The sequence below is a fragment of the Streptococcus cuniculi genome (assembly GCF_001921845.1).
In the GTDB taxonomy this organism is placed as follows: Bacteria; Bacillota; Bacilli; order Lactobacillales; family Streptococcaceae; genus Streptococcus; species Streptococcus cuniculi.
Map to the genome: position 1 here is coordinate 112009 of NZ_MSJM01000007.1, position 19060 is coordinate 131068.

Below are 19060 nucleotides of genomic sequence, written 5' to 3' on the forward strand. Positions count from 1 at the left end.
TCGATTTTTAACGCTCTTATATCATGTTATTTGAATGCGAGCTAAAATCTCGGAAAATAGACGAGCCGTCCTAGAAATACAATTTCTTCGTCCGTCTCCCTAATTTTCTGTCGATTTTTAACGCTCTTATATCATGTTATTTGAATGCGAGCTAAAATCTCGGAAAATAGACGAGCCGTCCTAGAAATACAATTTCTTCGTCCGTCTCCCTAATTTTCTGTCGATTTTTAACGCTCTTATATCATGTTATTTGAATGCGAGCTAAAATCTCGGAAAATAGACGAGCCGTCCTAGAAATACAATTTCTTCGTCCGTCTCCCTAATTTTCTGTCGATTTTTAACGCTCTTATATCATGTTATTTGAATGCGAGCTAAAATCTCGGAAAATAGACGAGCCGTCCTAGAAATACAATTTCTTCGTCCGTCTCCCTAATTTTCTGTCGATTTTTAACGCTCTTATATCATGTTATTTGAATGCGAGCTAAAATCTCGGAAAATAGACGAGCCGTCCTAGAAATACGATTTCTTCGTCCGTCTCCCTAATTTTCTGTCGATTTTTTAACGCTCTTATATCATGTTATTTGAATGCGAGCTAAAATCTCGGAAAATAGACGAGCCGTCCTAGAAATACGATTTCTTCGTCCGTCTCCCTAATTTTCTGTCGATTTTTAACGCTCTTATATCATAGTTTTACGAATGGAGCAAAATATGAAAAAACTTATTGTACTCGGAGCAGCCTTGTTGCTTTTGTGTAGTTCTTCTAGTGTAGGTGCCGTGACGGCAGCAAATGTTGACAGCACGCAAGGATCTGTGGATGTGACTCCTCTTGGTGCGACAGAATCGTCTGATGGAACAGTTGTTTATTCTTATCAGGTATCGCTTCTGCCTGTACTCTCCAGCGATCACATTCAGACAGCCAACTCTTTTGCGGTAACTGTCCCAGCCTTGGTAAAAGAAACAAAATTTACCTTGATTGGTACTCATGAGGTGGAGCTAGACCAAAATGGAGAGTATACATCTAGCTATAAACCTGTAGAAGTTTCGGTTCCGTTAGGTAAGCAAGATGCTAAAACCTATTATGATGATGACTCGGATCATTCTCTTCCGACCTATAACGCGATTGCAGCTGGTGATGCCAACCCAGAGAATAAGGTCTTAGATTTTAACGGCGTGGAACCCGGTATGGTTGAGTCGGATGATGTCAAACAATACGGTCTTGTGTCCAAGGTTCGCTATCCCGTTGCGGTCCGTGTAGACTTAGTGGTTGACAAAGAAGTTGCCAAGCAGAATCCTCGTTTGGCAGTTGATGTTCGCAATGTCTGGAGAAGTTTTTCTGAGAGTGATCGGTATTCAGGTTATAGTGATGGGGCGCAAGCCATAGAGGATTTTCGTAGAACTCTTGGAGAGTATTCTCCATCCTATCGTTATGTGGGCAATCCGAGTCTGATTAAGCCTGGTTCCTTTGACAATGATGGCCTACATTTGGCGGGTGATGTAGCGATTACCAAAGCAACAGGAGACTGGTCTCACATCGGGCGTGATGTTTCACCGGGCTTCAATTATGTAGATACCTTTCAGTTGCATCGAAACGTTGCTGTAAGGTACATTGCACCTGAATATGAGGACTTGGCGGACGTTGCAGTAGTGGAGTATGTGCCTAGCACAGAGCCATCTAGCACTCCACCATCTAGCAGCACAGATAGTAGTACAGAGCCATCTAGCACTTCACCGTCCAGTAGCACAGATAGCAGTACAGAACCAACAAGTACGCTACCATCCAGTAGCACAGATAGCAGTACAGAGCCAACAAGCACCTCGCCGTCCAGTAGCACGGATAAGAGTACAGAGCCATCTAGCACAACAGAACCACCAGCAAGCACTTCGCCAGATGGCACAGATACTGGTGTAGATTCTTCACAGGTAGGAGGAACTAAGGCGAAGCAGCACAAGGTTCTTCCGACTACAGGGGAGCAAGTCTCTGTATGGTTAGTGGCGCTAGGTCTCCTCATTCTAGTGGTAGCTGTCTTTATCTATCGAAGAAAGAAATCGGATAAACGTTAATATTGCTTGTTCGACCTTAACGGCTAAAAAGCACGATGAACACACTGCATTTAAATAGGAATGCGGTGTGTTTTGTCTATTTTACACGGTGGCTAAACTCCATGGCAGGTAGCCCTAAGAGCGTTTGTCAGGTAGCGAAATTTCAGGCTCCGTCCAATATTTCAGATGTCTTGCAGGTGATAGAGGAGATGGTATTAAGTGATACGTAATCTTATGGAGGCTGTTCTCGTTGAGAATGGCTTCTGCAATCTCCTTTCATTGTCAGAATGAAGGAGGTGTGCTATACTGGTCTATTATGTTCAGAAAGAAACCAATTTATTCGATCGTCCTTGCCATTGTGGTGCTAGTTGGAGCACTTATAGGAGCTGTCGTCTTGCGTCCAAGGCTGGATACCCACCACTTTATCCAATCAACCACGCCCACCCTCTTTTTTCACGGCTATGGCAGTAGTGCCAATGCGGAGAAACACATGACACAGGCAGCCAAACAAGCCGGGGTCACGAATACCATTATCCACGCTGATGTGGACGAAAAAGGGGAAGTCACCTTGACAGGCGAGATTCCTAAAGGAGCTATCAATCCGATTGTGGAGGTCAATTATCAAGACAATCGCAATGCGGATTATCATCAAGATGCCCGCTATGCCAAGGCTGTTGTGACCAAGCTCCAGTCAAGGTATGGATTCACCAAAATGAACATGGTCGGTCATTCCATGGGAAATATGTCGATTCTTTTCTATCTTTTGGACAATGCCCACGAAAAAGATCTCCCTCTGTTGCAGAAGCAGGTCCATATTGCCAATCATGTCAATGGTTTGGAGGGGATGGATTTGCCCGAACATCACCGTGTTGATGAGGTGACAGGCCAGCCCGAGGAGATGAGTGCCAGTTACCAGCAGCTGCTCGCTCTTCGTGAGCAGTATCCCAATCAGCAAATCGATGTTTTAAATATCTATGGGGATGTGAAAGATGAGTCCGACGGGTCTGTCCTAAATAGTTCTTCAAAGAGTTTGCGGTATCTGGTCGCAGACCGCGCCAAATCCTATCGGGAAGAAAAAATGACAGGCAAACTAGCCCAGCATAGCCAACTGCATGAGAATCCCGCAGTCGATGCCCTGTTGATTGAATTTTTATGGGGAAAATAGTTGAAAAGCGAGTAAACACAAGTTACTCGCTTTCTAGTTTTTAGGCTCGGGTTGGGAGTGGGACAAAAATCGTGATTTCGAAGAAATCGATTTTGTAGTCCTCGCTTTCTAATTTCTAGGCTCGGGTATCAACAGTCACTCCCCTGACTGTTAATACCCCACAAGTTGACTAGCTTGCACAATTGAGAATTGTGCAAGCTTGGAAATAGGGCTAGCGAAAAATCGTTCGCTAGCCTCTTCTAATAGAATGTTGATTTATCAACGTTTTACAAACCAGACAACTACTGCGCCAAACTGTTAAATCTATAAAAGAAGCGAGGCTGGATACTTTTGGCCCACTCTCCTCGCTCTCTAGTTTCTAGGCTCGGGTTGAAAAAGTCTCCCAGACTAACCTCGCTCTCTAGTTTCTGGGCTCGGGTTAAAACAATCCACTGGATTGTTTTAATTACCTACACTGCTGAATTTTTTCATGCCGTGTTTGAAGAGGGTGTAGTTGATGGTGAAGATGATGAGGACGACGAGGGGGAGGAGGAGGCCGATGGAGCTGATGTTTAGGAAGTGAAGGGCTGGGAAGTAGGAGGTAAAGGCGTAGGGGAAGACAAAGATAAGCAGAATCTGAATGGTGATTGGGTAAATCTTCATCGGATATTGAGCCATCTGATTGAGCGAGAAAATGCCCATGGTAATCGGAAAGGATTCGACAATCCAAAAGGCAAGTGCAGTAGGACCCAGCTGGATAGCGGCATAGAGCAGACCGATACAGATACAAATCAGGGCAAACAAGGCCAGTTCTCCCAGACTCCATTGGAGTTGTAAGAGCTGATAGGCCTTACTGGTTGCAATGATGCCGATAATAGTCGTTCCAATCCCTTGCAGTTGGATGCGTTCTGAAATAAGTTGAAAAAGGGGATTGACAGGTAACAGCATTAGCCGTTCAAAATCTCCCTCGCGGATATAACGGCTGCCAAACATCCATAGATTGTCAAAGAAAATCAGGTGTACAGACCGTCCAATGGTTGAAATGCCGTAGATAAAGAGCATTTGTCCGTAAGAAAATCCTGCAATTTCCTTGATGTTACCAAACAAGACATTGAGGAAGATGAGATAGACAACTTGCTCTATGAGCGAAGAAAGCAGTCCGATGAAGAAGTCCATGCGATAAGACATGGCAGCAATCAGAAAGGACTTGATATTGTAGTAATAAAGTGTGGCGTATCGTTTCATCCTAACCTCCAAAAATGACCAAGCGTTTTTTGGCTTCTTGCCAGAGGAGATACATCAGCCCAGCTAGGACAGGTACCCAGACGAGTTGTACCCAAAAGAGGCTGGTGTCCACTTCTTTTCCCAAGAGGATATTGATGGGAAAATTAACCGCAAAGCTATAAGGCAGAAAGCTGAGAACTTTAGCAATCGGTGCAGGATAAAAACTTAAGGGCAACAGCACCCCTGCTGACAGATTAAAAATGCCTTCTCGCAAGATAAAGAGCCCCCAAGTATTAACCGTGTAAAAGGAGAGGAGTCCAAATCCCAAATCCATCAGCTGCACCATGAACATCCCAAGGAGACTGGTCAGGAGAAACAGCGCCCAGGTCTGTGCATTGGGGAGGTAAAGATTGGGATTGATGAGAGGAAGGACAGCTAAAACGAGGATAAATTTTGCTCCCTCGATGATTTTCATGCCAAAATCTTGAAAGAAAAGGGCAGTTATCGGGGAGTAGGGCAACAGCAGTTCGCCTGTGATATTTCCCTTGACGATGGAGCTAGCAAGGTCGCGTCCAATGCCAAAGCTATTGAGATTGTTCAGGAGATTGGCAAAAATAATGTAGGTGGTAAAGGTCGCAAGGCTATAGCCGTTAACCTCCGACTGGCTAGCAAAAATCGTTTTCCAGACAAAGAGAGACACTAGTGTTTTCACCAACATGGAGACGAGTGTTGCCACGAAAAAGGACTTGTACTGCAGTTGGAGCAACAACATCTGCCGGGTGACGTGAAGGTACTTAGTCATAAAGCCCCTCCTCGTAAATGCGCTTGACAATCTGCTCGATCGTGACCTCTTTCATGGTCACATCCTCAATCGGGTATTGGGCAAAAGCCAGCTGGATGATGTGGGCATTGCTATGGTGTTCGGTCTGGTAATGAATCTCAAAATGATGCGAATCGATTTGCTCCCATTCAAGATGGGGAGCTTGTAGCGGTGCTTCAATGGCAGCATGGGTCGTAAAGGCAATCGTTTTGACCTTGGAAAAGTTGGTTCTCAAATGTTCTAGGCTTCCGTCATAGACCTTTTGCCCCTTATCAATGATGACAATCCGCTCGCAGAGGCTTTCAATATCCTGCATGTCATGGGAGGTAATCAGGAAGGTTGTCTGGTATTCCTCATTCATGGTGCGGATGAAGTCGCGAATCAGCTCCTTGACACCAGCGTCAAGTCCGATGGTTGGTTCATCCAGAAAGACAACGGCAGGCTGGTGGAGGAAAATGGCCGCAAATTCACACTTAACCCGCTGACCGAGAGAAAGGTTGCGGACAGGTTGGTGGAGAATCGTCCCTAATTCCAAGAGCTCCGTCAGGCGTTTGAGGCGTTCTTGGTAAAGCGAATCTGGAACATCGTAAATCTTGGCATGAAGAAAAAAGGATTCGATGACAGGGATGTCCCATCTAAGGTGGGATTTCTGACCAAACAAGACACCGATTTGCCGATTGACAGCTGTCCGATTCTTGGCAGGCGCAAGACCATTGATGAAGACCTGTCCCTCATCAGGATAGAGCACCCCTGTTAGCATCTTAATGGTCGTTGATTTCCCGCTCCCATTTGAGCCGATATAGCCAATGATTTCACCTTTTTGGACGGTTAGGGAAATGTCCTTAACAGCTGGGATATAGCGTTTTTTAGGATGGAAAAAAGACTTAATCGAACCTATTAAGCCAGCTTCTTTATCCACAATTGCGTAAGTTTTTGATACATGATGTGCTTCAATCATAGCGCCTCCTTACAGGCTAGAAGTATTCAACAGAGAAAACGTTTGCATTAACTATGTTAGCACTTTTATATTGGAAATGCAAGAGATTATCGGTTGTAAAGGAAAAGGGAGAGAAACCCGTTTGTCAATGGCAGAAAGTAGAGTTTTCGCCCCATGTCTATTTCAACTAAAAAAGAGGCGAGACTATTTGTCTCAACCCCGAGCTTGTTATGGTAATAATTTCATGACCAAGCCCGTCATTTCAGTTGGTGATTCGGTCTTTCCCTTGTTAATCCAAGCCTGGACAATCCCAAAGAAGGCATTGGCAAAGTAGATGCTACGGTAGTCTTTTTCCACTTCTGATAAGGCGTCAAGGCTACTACTGTCTGTCACATCATTGCTGATGAAGAGGCGGACCTTGTTGATGAGAAAGGCTTGGATTTCCTGACTGCCGTTGTGGGTGAGAAGGGCAGAGAGGAGTTGCTCCCGGTAGAGGAGGACAAAGATTTCAAGAAAGACCTCTTGCCGATCGCGTTCATACTGGGTGACAATATCTTCTAGCTCCACAAACAGGGCTTCTTGATAGGCTTCGATTAGCTGGTATTTGTCCCGATAATGGGTGTAAAAACTAGAGCGACTGATGCCCGCTGTTTGGGCGAGATGCGTGGTCGTAATCTCGTTAAAGCGCTGGTGCTGTAAGCAGCTTACCATGGCCTCTAAGATGGCTTTTTTTGTTTCTTCTCGTCGTGTATCTGTGCCCATCTCTTCTCCTTTTGTACAATTTTAGACAATGTGTCTAAAAACGGTCTATCAAACTTGATTTTGCTTTCTAGCTTTGTATAATATACTATATCACATTTTGGACAGTGTGTCTAAAGGAGAATATCATGTTAGAACAAATCAAGTATGCCTTAAAAAAACCAAGTTTATGGGTTGTGATGATTGGCGTTGCCTGCATTCCTGCCCTCTATAATCTGAGCTTTTTAACCTCCATGTGGGATCCCTATGGCAATGTCAAACACCTACCTGTTGCGGTGGTCAATGAGGATCAACCGTCTGCATTTCAAGGAAAAGACCTCACAATTGGTCAGGATATGGTAGAGTCAATGAAAGAGGGTGAGAGCCTTGATTTTCATTTTGTCTCAAGTGAAGATGCGGAAAAAGGTTTGACAGACGGCGATTATTACATGGTCGTCACCCTGCCAGCTGACCTTTCTCAAAAAGCAGCTACCCTCTTGACAGATAAGCCAGAACCACTCACCATCCATTATCAGACGTCAAAAGGTCACAGCTTTGTCGCTGCAAAAATGGGCGAATCAGCCATGAACAAATTAGAAGAAACGGTGTCTGAAAAGATAACCAACACCTATACCAGTGCCGTCTTTTCTAGTATGTCGCAGTTGCAAGGTGGCTTACATCAAGCCGCAAGCGGAGCGCAAGAACTTAGCCAAGGAAGTCTAGCGCTGGCAAGAGGTGGGGAAACCTTGGAAAAAGGCTTAAATAGGCTAGCCACTTCAACGCAGACCCTATCGGACGGAGCGGATCAGCTTCAGTCAGGTCTTGTTCAATATACGGACGGTGTGGCTCAAGCGGCAACTGGTGGGACAACCCTTGTAAACGGCTTACTTCCTTATACAAATGGTGTAGAAAGTCTAGCAGGGGGAGCAACCCAGCTCAATGACAAATCAGCTGATTTGCTGGCAGGAGTTCGTCAATTACAGTCTAATCAAGACCAGGTTCAAGAGTTGGTGAACGGAGCCAATCGCATCAGCGATAGTTTGTCACAATTAGCTACCGCAACAGCTTCCTCAAAAGAGCGGGAGGCACAGCTAGCCAGCTTGGTTCAAGGACTTTCCAGCTTGCAAGCAGGCATCAATGACTTGAACACGCGCGTATCAGGATTGAGCCTTCCAAGTGTAGATACAGCGACTATTACCACTAGTTTACAGACGATTGGAGCTCAAGCTCAAGCGATTATTGCCTCTAGTCAGGCAGATAAAGATGCTAATGTTGCTGCCCTTCAAGCAACGGCTGCTTATCAGGCTATGGATAGCAACCAACAGGCAGAATTAGTGGCAGCGATTCAGTCTAGTCCATCCACTACCATGTCGCAGGCGCAAATGATGTTACAGGAACTTGCCCGTATGCAAGAAAGCCTTGCGGCCTTGGGAAATGCAGGTGAGTTGACAGGTCAAGTGGCGGCCTTGCAAGCAGGCGTAGAACAGTTGGCGGCAGGTGCCAATCAAGCCTTGCCAGGGGCTACTACGGCGATTACAGAATTATCTAGCGGGCTTCGTCAAGCAAATGGCGCTCTTTCCCAATTGGCATCAGGTAGTCAAGCCTTAGCAGGAGGAGTCGGTCAGTTGCAGTCTGGGCTTTCAAGCGGTAGCGAGCGCTTAGTCCAAGGCGTGACTCTCTATACTGATGCAGTTGGTCAATTAAATAGTGGTGCTACCCAATTAGCCGCAAACAATGCCAAGGTCATGGCAGGCGCAGACCAATTGGCATCAGGTCTTGCGACCCTGAACAGCAATTCTGCAACTCTGGTGAACGGTGCAGGACGATTAGCAGACGGTTCTAGTCAATTGCAGGCAGGCGCTAGCCAACTGCAAAATGGTAGTCAAGAGTTGGTTGCTGGAGTTGGTAAACTTCAAGTAGGAACCGACACCCTAGCAAGCTCCTTGAGCAAGGCGCATGAGCAGCTCTCTCTTGTCTCTGTTGAGCGTGGCAATGCAGATGCCCTATCAAATCCAGTTACCCTTTCTCACAAAGATACAGACGAGGTCCCAACTAATGGAGTAGGTATGGCGCCGTATATGGTGTCTGTTGCCTTAATGGTCGTAGCCCTTTCAACCAATGTCATCTTTGCAAAGCGCATTGACGGAAAAGAATACACATCACGTTCAGAGTGGGCCGTGAATAAACTGGTCATCAATGGTACGATTACGACATTAGCCAGTGCGATTTTGTATGGAGTGTTGCATTTGATTGGGGTGGAACCGAGTCATCCGCTTGCGACTTTTGGTCTGATTCTCCTTGCAGCATGGGTCTTCATGGCCTTGGTCACAGCCTTGATTGGCTGGAACAATCACTTGGGTTCCTTTGCTTCTCTCATCATCTTATTGTTGCAATTGGGGTCTAGCGCTGGAACGTATCCGATTGAGTTAAGTCCAAGCTTTTTCCAAAGAGTGCAGCCTTATCTACCGATGACCTATACGGTATCAGGTCTTCGTCAGACCATTTCCATGGGCAGTCACATTGGCCATCAAGTGACCATCTTGAGCTTCTTTCTTATCGGCTTTATGGTGGCAGGTCTTCTTCTCTTTCGTCCCGACCAAGTTCAAGCTGAACAATAAGAGGGAGTGGGACTCAATCGTGATTTCGTAGAAATCGATTTTGTAGTCCTCGCTCTCTAGTTTCTAGGCTCGGGTATCAACAGTCACTCCCCTGACTGTCCTCGCTCTCTAGAGTTTCTGGGCTCGGGTATCAACAGTCACTCCCCTGGCTGTCCTCGCTCTCTAGTTTCTAAGCTCGGGTATCAACAGTCACTCCCCTGACTGTTGATATCCGCAAGGTTGACTTGCTTCCACAATCGAGAATTGTGGAAGGTTGGAAATAAGGCTAGCGAACGATTCTTCGCTAGCCTCTTTAATAGAATATTGATTTATCAATGTCATGGATAAGTTGCTCACAACTTTCTGTTCTCTTCAATGCTCCACTGGAGCATTGAACCCAGCGACAAGCCTCGCTTTCTAGTTTCTAGGTTCAGGTATCAATAGTCACTCCCCTGACTATTGATATACGTCAAACTGCTCAAATTATAAAAATAAGGAGGTTGGGTAATTATGTCCCAGCCTCTTTTGTTATAGTCCTTTAGTTTTCTTCTATATGAACGGTCATGGCCTTGGTGTCAACGCTAACGGTCGCTCCAATGGTCACCGTAAAGAGGGGCTGGGTGTGGGCAAAGTCCATATCGTAAATCACTGGAATCGTCCTTAAGACAGGATATTTGTCTAGAATGTAGAGAAGAAGCTCTTCGGTCATTTGACATTCTTTTGGAAAACGGCCGATAAGGACGGCTTTTGGCTCTGAATAGGCTTGGAGCAGGGCTGCTAGTGCTCGGTCAAAGTTGAAATAATCATCTTCTTCGGCTTCTTCTAAAAAGAGAATGTAATCTGTATCTTGCGGTGCATAAGGCGTGCCACGAAGGAGCGAGAAGGTCGAGAGATTACCACCGATAGCAGTAGCTTGTGCTTGTCCGTGGTTATACACTTTCCACTCGGTCTGGTGGAAGGTCATCTCTGCATCAGGCAGATACCAGGCGTTACTGCCCCATTCTTGGCTGGGGGTGAGGTCGTATGAAGTCTGGCTCAAGGCTGTTAACCAGCTTTCTGTCTGATAGTCTTGGAGGGCCTCCATTTTAATGCTGGGTCTTAAAACAGGGTTAAAAGTTGAAAAAAATATCTATACCTTCTTTGGTTGCCTCAACCCTTGATATTACAAGCTCTACAGCCTGTTTTTGTGTATCGTAGTCAGCGGTCAGTACGTCTGGGAATGCTAGAAAGGTGTCTATTTTTTTGCGTAATTCATCTTCTCTTGTTGTAGCTGACAAGAGTTTTATTTGTTCTTCCATGAACTCATTTTCGTTTAGTAGTGATTTTGATTGCTGTTTCAGATCATCAAGAGAAATAAGGTCATTCAAATATAGGTCATTTAATTTTGATAGCTTTGATGTATTTTGCTTTATCTTTTTTTCATAGGTTGCTATTTTGTTATGCAGCTCATTGTCCTCAGCAGGTTTGATGTCTTTTAACTTTTCAGGATTTTGTTGTAACTTTGCCACCTCATTCAGGATATACCCCTCCAGTACAGATTGTTTGAAACGTGGGTTTGTACACTCCCCTGTACCCCTAGATCTTGTGTTAGGGCAAAAGAACGAGATAGACCGTATGCCAGTAAGTTTATTTTTCTTATCTTTTTCTGACTTTAGGTGTGCTCCACATAGACCACAGTAACAAATTTTAGAGCCGATATATTTTCTTTGAAATGGGGGAACCCATTCAGCGTTATGATATTTTGCCAGCCTCTTTTTTCGTTCAAGTTGAGCGAGTTCAAAAGTTTTTTTATCTATGATGGGAGTGTGTTTAGCTTGGTAAGTTTGCCCCATGTATTTCATCATTCCACAATATACAGGGTTGTCAATGATAACTGTGACAGCGTGGTGTTTCCAATCATGATTTTTACCGTGATAATTCATTGAGTTCAATTTTTGAACAATTTTATTAACTGAGGCCCCTTTTAGGAACTCACTATATATCATTTCAACTATCGGAGCTTTAACCTCATCTAGCTCTAGGTCGCCTGTTTCTTTGTTGTAATTGTAAGCAAAGGGAGGCATTCCCCAAGACATAGCTTTCCCAGCTTTCGCCCTACCGATTTTCCCCATCATCATTCTTTCTGCAATGTTTGCCCTATCTAGTTCAGCGTATGCTGATAGCATACCAAAAACCATTTTTCCAACTGGGGTAGAGGCGTCAAAGTTCTCTGTAAAGCTGACTAATCTAATACCGTTTGGATTGAAAACATCTTCTACAAGCACAATATTCTCTTTTTGAGAGCGTCCAAGCCGTTTCAAGTCGTATATGAGTACAATGTCGAATAATTTTCGTTTAGCGTCTCTAGTGAGTCGTTCTATCTCTGGTCTGTGCATATTTTTTCCAGAAATCCCTGGATCAACATACACATCATAAAGAGTCCACTCTTTCAATTTGCAGTAGTTTGTCAATAAGTCAACTTGTTCATCAAGTGAATAGCCATCATCTACCTGTCCTTGTGTGCTGACACGGACATAGATAGCCACTTTATTCCTGTCCATCATAATAGTACCTCTTTCAAAATTTCCTAAAAAATGATAAAATGGGTACAAGAAAACACCTCAAAAGATAGCCTCTTTTGAAAGTTTTCCTGAATACCTGCCTCACGCTCTGAGTCGCCAAACTTTGAGAGCGTGGGGCTTTTTTTATTTACTCAAAATCATATTCAAGCACATTGGTCATGTGTGACTGTGCCACTTTATTTCCTGCCTGATCGTATGCAGTGATGAAATATGATTTGTCTTCTTCTGTTTCTAAGAAAACAACCATATTGACAGCTCTGCTAACGCTATTCAAGACATCAGTTTTTTCTGTATCTGACAGAGTTGAAAAACTGTCATTGACAGTAGCATTGATAGCTCCATTATCTTTTAGTTTGAGTTCGTAGATGTGAGCTGTCCACTCATAGCCATCAGCTCCCTCTTGGTTGAACTGGACGCTTTCATTGAAACTATCTGAGATTTTGACATTCATTTCAGCTACATCATAGGCAACCTTTTCAGAGCTTTGTTCAGTTGTCTCAGTAGATGAGCTTTCAGATGTCGAACTCTGCTCAGTAGTGGTAGTCTGAGTAGTCACTTGAGGTGTTTCCGTCTTAGGTGCAAGACCTAGAGCTTGTAAAATAAACCCAAGGGCAGCAAGGGCTAAAAAGCCCACTCCAAACAATTTCAATTTTTTCATGATATTCTCCTTTGATTATGGTTTATAGATGTCTACGACTTCTCCAATAGTTCTGATGTCATCATCTTCTGTTAGATAGATTTCCTCATAGCTATTGTTTAGACTTTGTAGGTACCAAGCTCCACTATAGTCACGCTTTAACTTTTTGACAAAGTTTTTGCCGTTTACCTGGAAGATGCCAATATCATTGATGTCCACCTGGCTTGTAACTTTGATAAAGAGTAGATCATTATCCTCTATCAATGGTTCCATGGAGTCGCCTGCTACTTTGGCAATGGTGTCATACTTTTTAGGAACGTCATTGGCACGCAGTCTAACCTCCATGTGCAGATTGTCCTCCTGGAATGTACCACGGCCAGCAGCAACCAGACCCTCAACATAATCAGTGACATAGTCCTCATTGTCTTCTGATTGGAACTTGTCAAAGATAGATGTTACTTTAGGTTTTTCTTGCTCCTCTAATTGAGCTTTGGCAAAGTCTAGGACTTTTTCTTTTCTAGATAATTCTAGTTTTTCGTATATAGGACCTAATTCAGCTTGAGCCTCGTTGTTTACTTTTTGGATCCCTAGTAAGTATTCAGGAGTAATGCCTAAAACTTTAGCAAAATCATCAGCCCTGTTTAACGGAAATTCCCTTGTTTTATTGAAATATCTAGACATGGTAGATTTTGCAATTCCAACACGCCTAGCTAATTCACTCATTGACAACCCTTTTTCATCTATATTCTCTTGAATAAGTGAAATGATTTCATCATTAGTTCTCATGTTTCTTTTTCCTTTGATTTGATGATTTTATTATAACACCGTTCCCAAAAATATACAAGAGGAACGATAAAAAACATTTTTTGTTATTTTTTTCAAAAAATGGGTTGACAAAGTGGAACACATAGGTATATAATAAAATCGTTCCAAAACGGGAACCAAAATAACAAAAAGGAGAACACGGTATGACAATCAATTTAAAACGATTGAAAGCTGAACGTATCGCAAGCGGGATGACGCAGGATGAAGTAGCTCACCGCATGGGATGGAAAACACGGACACCATACGCTAAACGTGAAAATGGTATTGTCTCTATTGGTGCTGATGAGCTAGCTCAAATTACTCTGATTTTTGGGCTACCAATGGAAAAAATCACTATTTTTTTTGACAACGACGTTCCCGAAATGGAACAGTCATTGGCATAGAGAGGAGTTAGTATGAACGAACTCATCAACGTAACACTGAATGACAATCATGAGCCTGTGGTATCAGGCAGACAATTACACGAGGCTTTAGGAGTCAAGACTCCGTACTCAATGTGGTTTGACAGAATGATTGAGTACGGCTTTACCGAAAATCAAGATTTTTTGCTTAACAATTTTGTGAAGCAAACAGGACGGGGTGGACATAATAAAGTTGACCACATCATCAAGCTAGATATGGCCAAAGAAATTGCTATGATCCAGCGTACTGATAAGGGCAAACAGGTCAGAGCCTACTTTATCCAAATTGAAAAGGACTATAACAGCCCTGAAAAAATCATGGCAAGAGCCTTACTCATGGCAGATAAGAAAGTCCATAAGCTAGAGGCACAGATTGAGGCAGACCGTCCTAAGGTGCTGTTTGCAGACGCTGTTAGTGCCAGCCACACATCTATCTTAGTTGGAGAGCTCGCAAAGCTACTTAAACAGAATGGGGTAGATATTGGAGCAACACGCCTCTTTACTTGGCTACGCAACCACGGTTATCTTATCAAGCGTAATGGGCGTGATTGGAACATGCCTACACAGAAAAGCGTAGAGCTTGGGCTGATCAGGGTCAAAGAAACAAGCATTACTCACTCTGACGGTCATATCACGGTAAGTAAGACACCACTGGTAACTGGCAAAGGTCAACAATATTTCATCAACAAGTTTCTTAACCAAGAGTATTTACCAGGTTAGGAACGCAAAAAAGCCCCTCTGGAACGGCAATTCCATTGAGGGACTAGCAAAATACTTTACGAGGTAATTATATCATGTCAAGAAAAAAAGGACAATGGACACCCAAGGTTACTAGCCTACGCAAGGTAATTGTTGACGGTGTGGAGCAATGGGTAGAGTTTGATCCAGCAACTTATGTCATTCCAGCAGGTCATCCTTATTATGACATTGTAGGAATGCAAAAGCATGAGCTACGGAAAGGAGCTTAGTTTATGAGGTATGCAGTATATTATCAGGAACACTCACGAAAATTACACAGCTATCAATAATGCTTTTTTACAAGACAGCAATCTCAAACCTGCAACTATAGGAATTTTGGTCGTAATTTTAAGCAATAAACCTGATTGGATAGTATATCCTGATGAAATTGCTAGGAGGTTGAACATCAGTAGGAATACTGTTGACAGCCATTTCAAGATTTTAGAAAAAGCAGGTTATATGAGAGTTGTTAAGCGTAGTCTTGGGAAAGGCAAAGGTAGTGAGGTGCACAGGTTTTTTTCAGATGTACCAATAACGGATAGCTATTTTGATTACCTGAAAAGCAATCTTGAAAAAGAGTTATCCACAGGTGACACAGATTGAGTGTTACAGTTCCCAAAAACTGCAATCTGAAAAACTGCAATCTGAAAAACTGCAATCTGAAAAACTGCAATCTGAAAAACTGAGCACTAATAAATACTAACTATACAACAAGTACTAACTTACAATAATCTAAGCCTTACGGCACTAACTTAGTAATAAATACTAATTTACAAAAAACTAGTAGTAATAATAAATAAAGAAAGGGATAACCAAAGTTATCCACAGGTATAAAAATCATGTTTAGAAAATTTGAGAACCAGCACACTAACAAAAAGAACACCATCATTGATGAAATTGAGAAATTTCAAGAAAAAATCCACATGTCAAGCGTTGCAGCTTTAGCACTGATGGATATTGGGATTTTGCCTAAGGATGATATGGCTAAACAAAAAGCCTTACTCACACATGAAATCTCACACGCTATCAAAGACATCTTGAATGGCATGTCAGCACAAGAGGCTATTAACAAGATGATGGAAGACGACGAGGAGGAAGACTAATGCTAGAGAAATTGAAACGATATTTTGGACTAGATGAACTGGCAAAGGCTGAGCCAACTCAAACCGATAGCACTCTGATTGAGCTAAAAGCCCTCAAAGCTGAGAACCGTAGGCTTAAAGGACTTATTGACCAAAAAAACGCCATACTACAAGAACTGTCTCAGGAAAACATGGCTATTGGCCGTGACCGTCAACAAATGGCTGACATCATTGCAAGACAGCAGCGACTGATTGACGCTTATGCAACTCTATCATCTTGAGGAGGTGCAACATGGACGGTACTTACCCATGGTTTGACTATGACCGTGACTATCTACAACCTGAGGAACCACGCCAGGTACATGATCCTGATGAATGGGTGTTCAGAGGCGGTCAATGGATTTATGTAGGAGATAACTAGCCTATGGAAAGAGAACGCTATGAAGACAATGCTTACTGGCGGAAACGTTACTTAGAGCTTTGTTATGAGCTAGGAGAGATTATCAATGAGCAACATGACAAGATAATCTCAATTACCAACGAAAATAGACGCCTAAAGCGTGAAAACTGGAACTTGAAACAGACCAAAAGGAGAAGAAAATGACTAACAATCAATTATCAACCCAACAAGCTAAGCGTGACATTGCTATTGATACCAGTGTTTGGACTTTCCAAGATGTCAAACGCTATTTTGACCCTCAAAACTTGCTGACTGAAAAACAAGTAGGGCAAGCCTTATCTCTCATCAAGGGACGCAATTTGAACCCTTTGGCCAATGAGGTCTATATTGTTGCCTATAAGAAAAAAACTGGAGGCACCGAGTTCAGCTTGATTGTCTCAAAAGAGGCATTTCTCAAGCGTGCTGCCCAAAATCCAAACTATGAGGGATTTGAGGCAGGTGTTGTCACCGTGGATACTGATGGAGTTATGCACGAACGCAAAGGAGCTCTCATGTTACCTGGAGATACTTTGGTAGGTGGTTGGGCTAGAGTCTATCGGAAAAATTTCAAAGTACCTGTAGAAATCTTTGTCAGTCGTGAAGAATATGACAAGAAACAGAGTACCTGGAACGCTATGCCAGCAACCATGATCAGGAAAACAGCTCTAGTTAATGCTCTACGTGAGGCATTCCCTGAGGATTTGGGAAATATGTACACGGAAGATGATGGTGGTGAAACTTTTGACCGTATCAAACAGGCGGAACCTGTTGAAAGCCGCGAGGATGTCATGGCACGCAAAATGGCTCAAATTGAGCAGATGAAACAGGAACAAGCTACGAGACAGATTGACACAAGCTATCCAACTGATGATGTGATTGATCCTGATGACGAGCCAGTACAGGGTGAGCTATTGGAAGATTTGGAATACTAGGAGGACAACATGCAAGAATTACAAGTAAAGGTAACACAGGCACAAGTTGAAATCATTGACCGTGAAAAATTTGAGCAGAATATCAATGATGTTGTAGCAAAATACAAAAATTATACAGTAACAGCTGCAACCATCAAAGAAGATAAGCAAGTTCTAGCTGATCTACGCAAACTCAAAAAACAAATCTCTGATGAGCGTATCAAGATTAAGCGTGAGTTGTCTCAGTCCGCTGATGAGTTTGACAAGTATATCAAGGACACCAGCGAACCAATGGACAAAGTCATTGATAAGATTGCTACTGATGTCAAGGCTTTTGAAGAACATCAAAAAGCTGTCCGTCTGGATACTGTTAAGAGCTATCTAGCCAACAAAGCGGCTGAATATATGCTGGACCCTAGACTCTTTGATGAAAAAGCCTTGGAATACATTAAGGCCTCAGACTTTATGGCTGATGGCGTGACCTTGAAAAAAGTCACAATGAAATCTCTTGAGGATATGGTCACCTTTGAATACCAAAAACAACAAGAGCATGAAAAAGAAAAAGCTGCCATCTCTGGACAATGTGCTGAGTACGGTATGACTGATCAGCCGTATATCCGTATGTTGCAGTCAATGTCTTTGGCTGATGTAATGCAACAAATCATGTCAGACTATCTCTTTGAGCAAGAAAAGCAAAAAATGCGACAGGCTGAGGCTGAAAGAGAACAACTTTTGGCAGAGCAGCAAGCGAAACAACAGGCACAGGCTCAGAAATCAACAGAGCCCCCAAAAGTTGACCCAGAAACAGGCGAGATTTTGGATGGTGGGCAATTATCCCAAAATGAGCCTGACACGCTCAGAGGGGCTGAAAATGAGCCAAAACGCTACACACAAAAAATGACCTTGGAAGTCTATTTTGCCAACACAGCAGAAAAAGACTTATTCAAGGCAGGACTGTCAGAGCTTGGTTTTGAACATAAGCAAAATTATCAGGTTAGCGGCTATCAACGGATTGAGCCAGTAACTCAAGAACAACTCAATGAATTGTGTGGGTGGTAGTTATGGAAATCAGAACAGTATCAGATAGTGTAGCCATATACTCAGACGGCAAGCGGCTGCAAGTTATTCATGACTTAGGAGATGAGTTTGTCCTTGATTTTGGCTATCGGACAGAGAATGTAGTCAATATTGACGAACTTAGTCCAGGTATTGTTGATAGGATTGTGCCAGTTTTCAAAGTCAGCGGTTTTTGCTCTAGGGGTGGAGAGGGTATGCACAGCTTACGCTGGGCTATCCTCCAATTCCAAATATTTGAGAACTACATCAAGGACAATCAGGCTGACTTGCTTGATTGGTGGAAAAATCCAGGAGGGGAAGATGGCAACTAATGAAATTGAGATCAGTAATGAGCAGGCATTGATGGGAACACAATTACAGATTGGTAAACAGGTCATGATGGCTTTGCTTGAATTACATAGTGACAGCAATAAAAGTGGGATAATTCTACCCATAAAACTAAATGACATAGATTTTAATGTCACGATTGAAAGGGACTAAAAATGGTAATTTTTGAATTTATTTTATTAGCGGGTTGGACTTTCTTATGGCTATGCCTAGGGTTCCTACTGGGTGAACGCAATGCAGGAAAGGACAAGTCAAATGATTAACAATGTAGTACTGGTTGGAAGAATGACCAAGGACGCTGAACTTAGATACACGCCATCTAATGTAGCGGTAGCAACGTTCACTCTTGCCGTCAATCGCAACCGAAAAAACGAAAATGGAGAGCGTGAGGCTGACTTTATTAACTGTGTGATTTGGCGCCAGCAAGCCGAGAATTTGGCCAACTGGGCTAAAAAAGGTGCTTTGATTGGCGTGACCGGTCGGATTCAGACACGACATTATGAAAATCAGCAAGGGAAACGTGTCTATGTGACAGAAGTCATCGCGGATAGCTTCCAATTGT

Annotated in this window: 23 protein-coding genes and 1 pseudogene; 16 read left to right on the top strand and 8 right to left on the bottom strand. The window is 43.2% G+C overall.

Translation table 11 applies throughout. The features are described from left to right. Window positions 1-708: 708 nt before the first annotated feature. Window positions 709-2061 carry an LPXTG cell wall anchor domain-containing protein gene (locus BU202_RS08560; protein ID WP_075105363.1) on the top strand — a complete coding sequence of 451 codons (1353 nt, stop codon included), beginning with the start codon at window positions 709-711 and terminating at the stop codon, window positions 2059-2061. 295 nt (window positions 2062-2356) lie between these two features. Continuing rightward, entirely contained in the window at window positions 2357-3205 is an 849-nt protein-coding gene (locus BU202_RS08565; RefSeq protein WP_075105364.1) for an alpha/beta hydrolase, read from the top strand. A 441-nt stretch (window positions 3206-3646) separates the two neighbouring features. Here BU202_RS08565 and BU202_RS08570 read toward each other — a convergent pair whose 3' ends face one another. The 4 genes from BU202_RS08570 to BU202_RS08585 all read right to left on the bottom strand — a co-directional run bounded on the left by BU202_RS08570 (window position 3647) and on the right by BU202_RS08585 (window position 6927). Beyond that, a complete protein-coding gene (locus BU202_RS08570) occupies window positions 3647-4429 on the bottom strand; it encodes an ABC transporter permease (protein ID WP_075105365.1) in 783 nt (260 codons plus the stop codon). A gap of 1 nt (window position 4430) precedes the next feature. Next, on the bottom strand, window positions 4431-5210 hold the full coding sequence (locus BU202_RS08575; protein ID WP_075105366.1) for an ABC transporter permease: 780 nt from the start codon (window positions 5208-5210) through the stop codon (window positions 4431-4433). Beyond that, the gene (locus BU202_RS08580) at window positions 5203-6186 is read right to left on the bottom strand and encodes an ABC transporter ATP-binding protein (protein WP_075105367.1); all 984 of its coding nucleotides are present in this window, start codon (window positions 6184-6186) and stop codon (window positions 5203-5205) included. Before BU202_RS08580 ends, BU202_RS08575 begins: the two co-directional genes overlap by 8 nt. Window positions 6187-6393: 207 nt before the next feature. Continuing rightward, window positions 6394-6927 carry a TetR/AcrR family transcriptional regulator gene (locus BU202_RS08585; protein ID WP_075105368.1) on the bottom strand — a complete coding sequence of 178 codons (534 nt, stop codon included), beginning with the start codon at window positions 6925-6927 and terminating at the stop codon, window positions 6394-6396. Between the two features lie 125 nt (window positions 6928-7052). Between BU202_RS08585 and BU202_RS08590 the strand changes: the two genes are divergently transcribed. Continuing rightward, complete coding sequence (locus tag BU202_RS08590; RefSeq protein WP_075105369.1) at window positions 7053-9521, top strand: YhgE/Pip domain-containing protein; 2469 nt, start codon at window positions 7053-7055, stop codon at window positions 9519-9521. Between the two features lie 517 nt (window positions 9522-10038). On the opposite strand, the pseudogene BU202_RS08595 reads toward BU202_RS08590, so the two are convergent. The 4 genes and pseudogenes from BU202_RS08595 to BU202_RS08610 form a co-directional block, all read right to left on the bottom strand. After that, window positions 10039-10593, bottom strand: a pseudogene (locus BU202_RS08595) (S66 peptidase family protein); the annotation flags it as partial. A 16-nt stretch (window positions 10594-10609) separates the two neighbouring features. Next, window positions 10610-12043 (bottom strand): recombinase family protein, encoded by a 1434-nt coding sequence (locus tag BU202_RS08600; RefSeq protein ID WP_075105370.1) that lies wholly within the window; start codon window positions 12041-12043, stop codon window positions 10610-10612. Between the two features lie 145 nt (window positions 12044-12188). Next, complete coding sequence (locus tag BU202_RS08605; RefSeq protein WP_075105371.1) at window positions 12189-12719, bottom strand: hypothetical protein; 531 nt, start codon at window positions 12717-12719, stop codon at window positions 12189-12191. 15 nt (window positions 12720-12734) lie between these two features. After that, window positions 12735-13484 carry an XRE family transcriptional regulator gene (locus BU202_RS08610; protein ID WP_075105372.1) on the bottom strand — a complete coding sequence of 250 codons (750 nt, stop codon included), beginning with the start codon at window positions 13482-13484 and terminating at the stop codon, window positions 12735-12737. Window positions 13485-13666: 182 nt separating this feature from the next. On the opposite strand from BU202_RS08610, the gene BU202_RS08615 reads away from it, so the two are divergent. From BU202_RS08615 to ssb, 13 genes are all read left to right on the top strand, one after another. Continuing rightward, window positions 13667-13906, top strand: coding sequence for a helix-turn-helix domain-containing protein (locus tag BU202_RS08615; RefSeq protein ID WP_074412900.1), 240 nt, complete (start codon window positions 13667-13669; stop codon window positions 13904-13906). A 12-nt stretch (window positions 13907-13918) separates the two neighbouring features. Next, complete coding sequence (locus BU202_RS08620; protein ID WP_075105373.1) at window positions 13919-14644, top strand: phage antirepressor KilAC domain-containing protein; 726 nt, start codon at window positions 13919-13921, stop codon at window positions 14642-14644. Between the two features lie 74 nt (window positions 14645-14718). Further along, the gene (locus BU202_RS10570) at window positions 14719-14892 is read left to right on the top strand and encodes a BOW99_gp33 family protein (RefSeq protein WP_167364752.1); all 174 of its coding nucleotides are present in this window, start codon (window positions 14719-14721) and stop codon (window positions 14890-14892) included. A 10-nt stretch (window positions 14893-14902) separates the two neighbouring features. Next, on the top strand, window positions 14903-15265 hold the full coding sequence (locus BU202_RS08625) for a winged helix-turn-helix domain-containing protein (RefSeq protein WP_044673594.1): 363 nt from the start codon (window positions 14903-14905) through the stop codon (window positions 15263-15265). Further along, window positions 15262-15348 (top strand): pentapeptide repeat-containing protein, encoded by an 87-nt coding sequence (locus tag BU202_RS10805; protein ID WP_075105374.1) that lies wholly within the window; start codon window positions 15262-15264, stop codon window positions 15346-15348. The genes BU202_RS08625 and BU202_RS10805 overlap by 4 nt, the downstream gene beginning before the upstream one ends. Before the next feature lie 153 nt (window positions 15349-15501). Beyond that, complete coding sequence (locus tag BU202_RS08635) at window positions 15502-15765, top strand: hypothetical protein (protein ID WP_083605786.1); 264 nt, start codon at window positions 15502-15504, stop codon at window positions 15763-15765. Next, entirely contained in the window at window positions 15765-16025 is a 261-nt protein-coding gene (locus tag BU202_RS08640; protein WP_075105375.1) for a hypothetical protein, read from the top strand. The genes BU202_RS08635 and BU202_RS08640 overlap by 1 nt, the downstream gene beginning before the upstream one ends. A 143-nt stretch (window positions 16026-16168) precedes the next feature. Beyond that, a complete protein-coding gene (locus BU202_RS08645) occupies window positions 16169-16348 on the top strand; it encodes a hypothetical protein (protein WP_075105376.1) in 180 nt (59 codons plus the stop codon). Beyond that, window positions 16345-17115: a phage recombination protein Bet gene (gene bet / locus BU202_RS08650; RefSeq protein ID WP_075105377.1), complete on the top strand. Its 771-nt coding sequence runs from the start codon at window positions 16345-16347 to the stop codon at window positions 17113-17115. Before BU202_RS08645 ends, bet begins: the two co-directional genes overlap by 4 nt. 9 nt (window positions 17116-17124) lie before the next feature. Then, window positions 17125-18153, top strand: a complete 1029-nt coding sequence (locus BU202_RS08655) for a DUF1351 domain-containing protein (protein ID WP_075105378.1) — start codon at window positions 17125-17127, stop codon at window positions 18151-18153. Window positions 18154-18155: 2 nt separating this feature from the next. Continuing rightward, on the top strand, window positions 18156-18482 hold the full coding sequence (locus tag BU202_RS08660; RefSeq protein ID WP_075105379.1) for a hypothetical protein: 327 nt from the start codon (window positions 18156-18158) through the stop codon (window positions 18480-18482). Further along, the gene (locus tag BU202_RS08665; protein ID WP_075105380.1) at window positions 18472-18651 is read left to right on the top strand and encodes a hypothetical protein; all 180 of its coding nucleotides are present in this window, start codon (window positions 18472-18474) and stop codon (window positions 18649-18651) included. The genes BU202_RS08660 and BU202_RS08665 overlap by 11 nt, the downstream gene beginning before the upstream one ends. 102 nt (window positions 18652-18753) lie before the next feature. Beyond that, on the top strand, window positions 18754-19060 hold a 307-nt coding region (ssb, locus tag BU202_RS08670), incomplete at its 3' end, for a single-stranded DNA-binding protein (protein ID WP_142354775.1).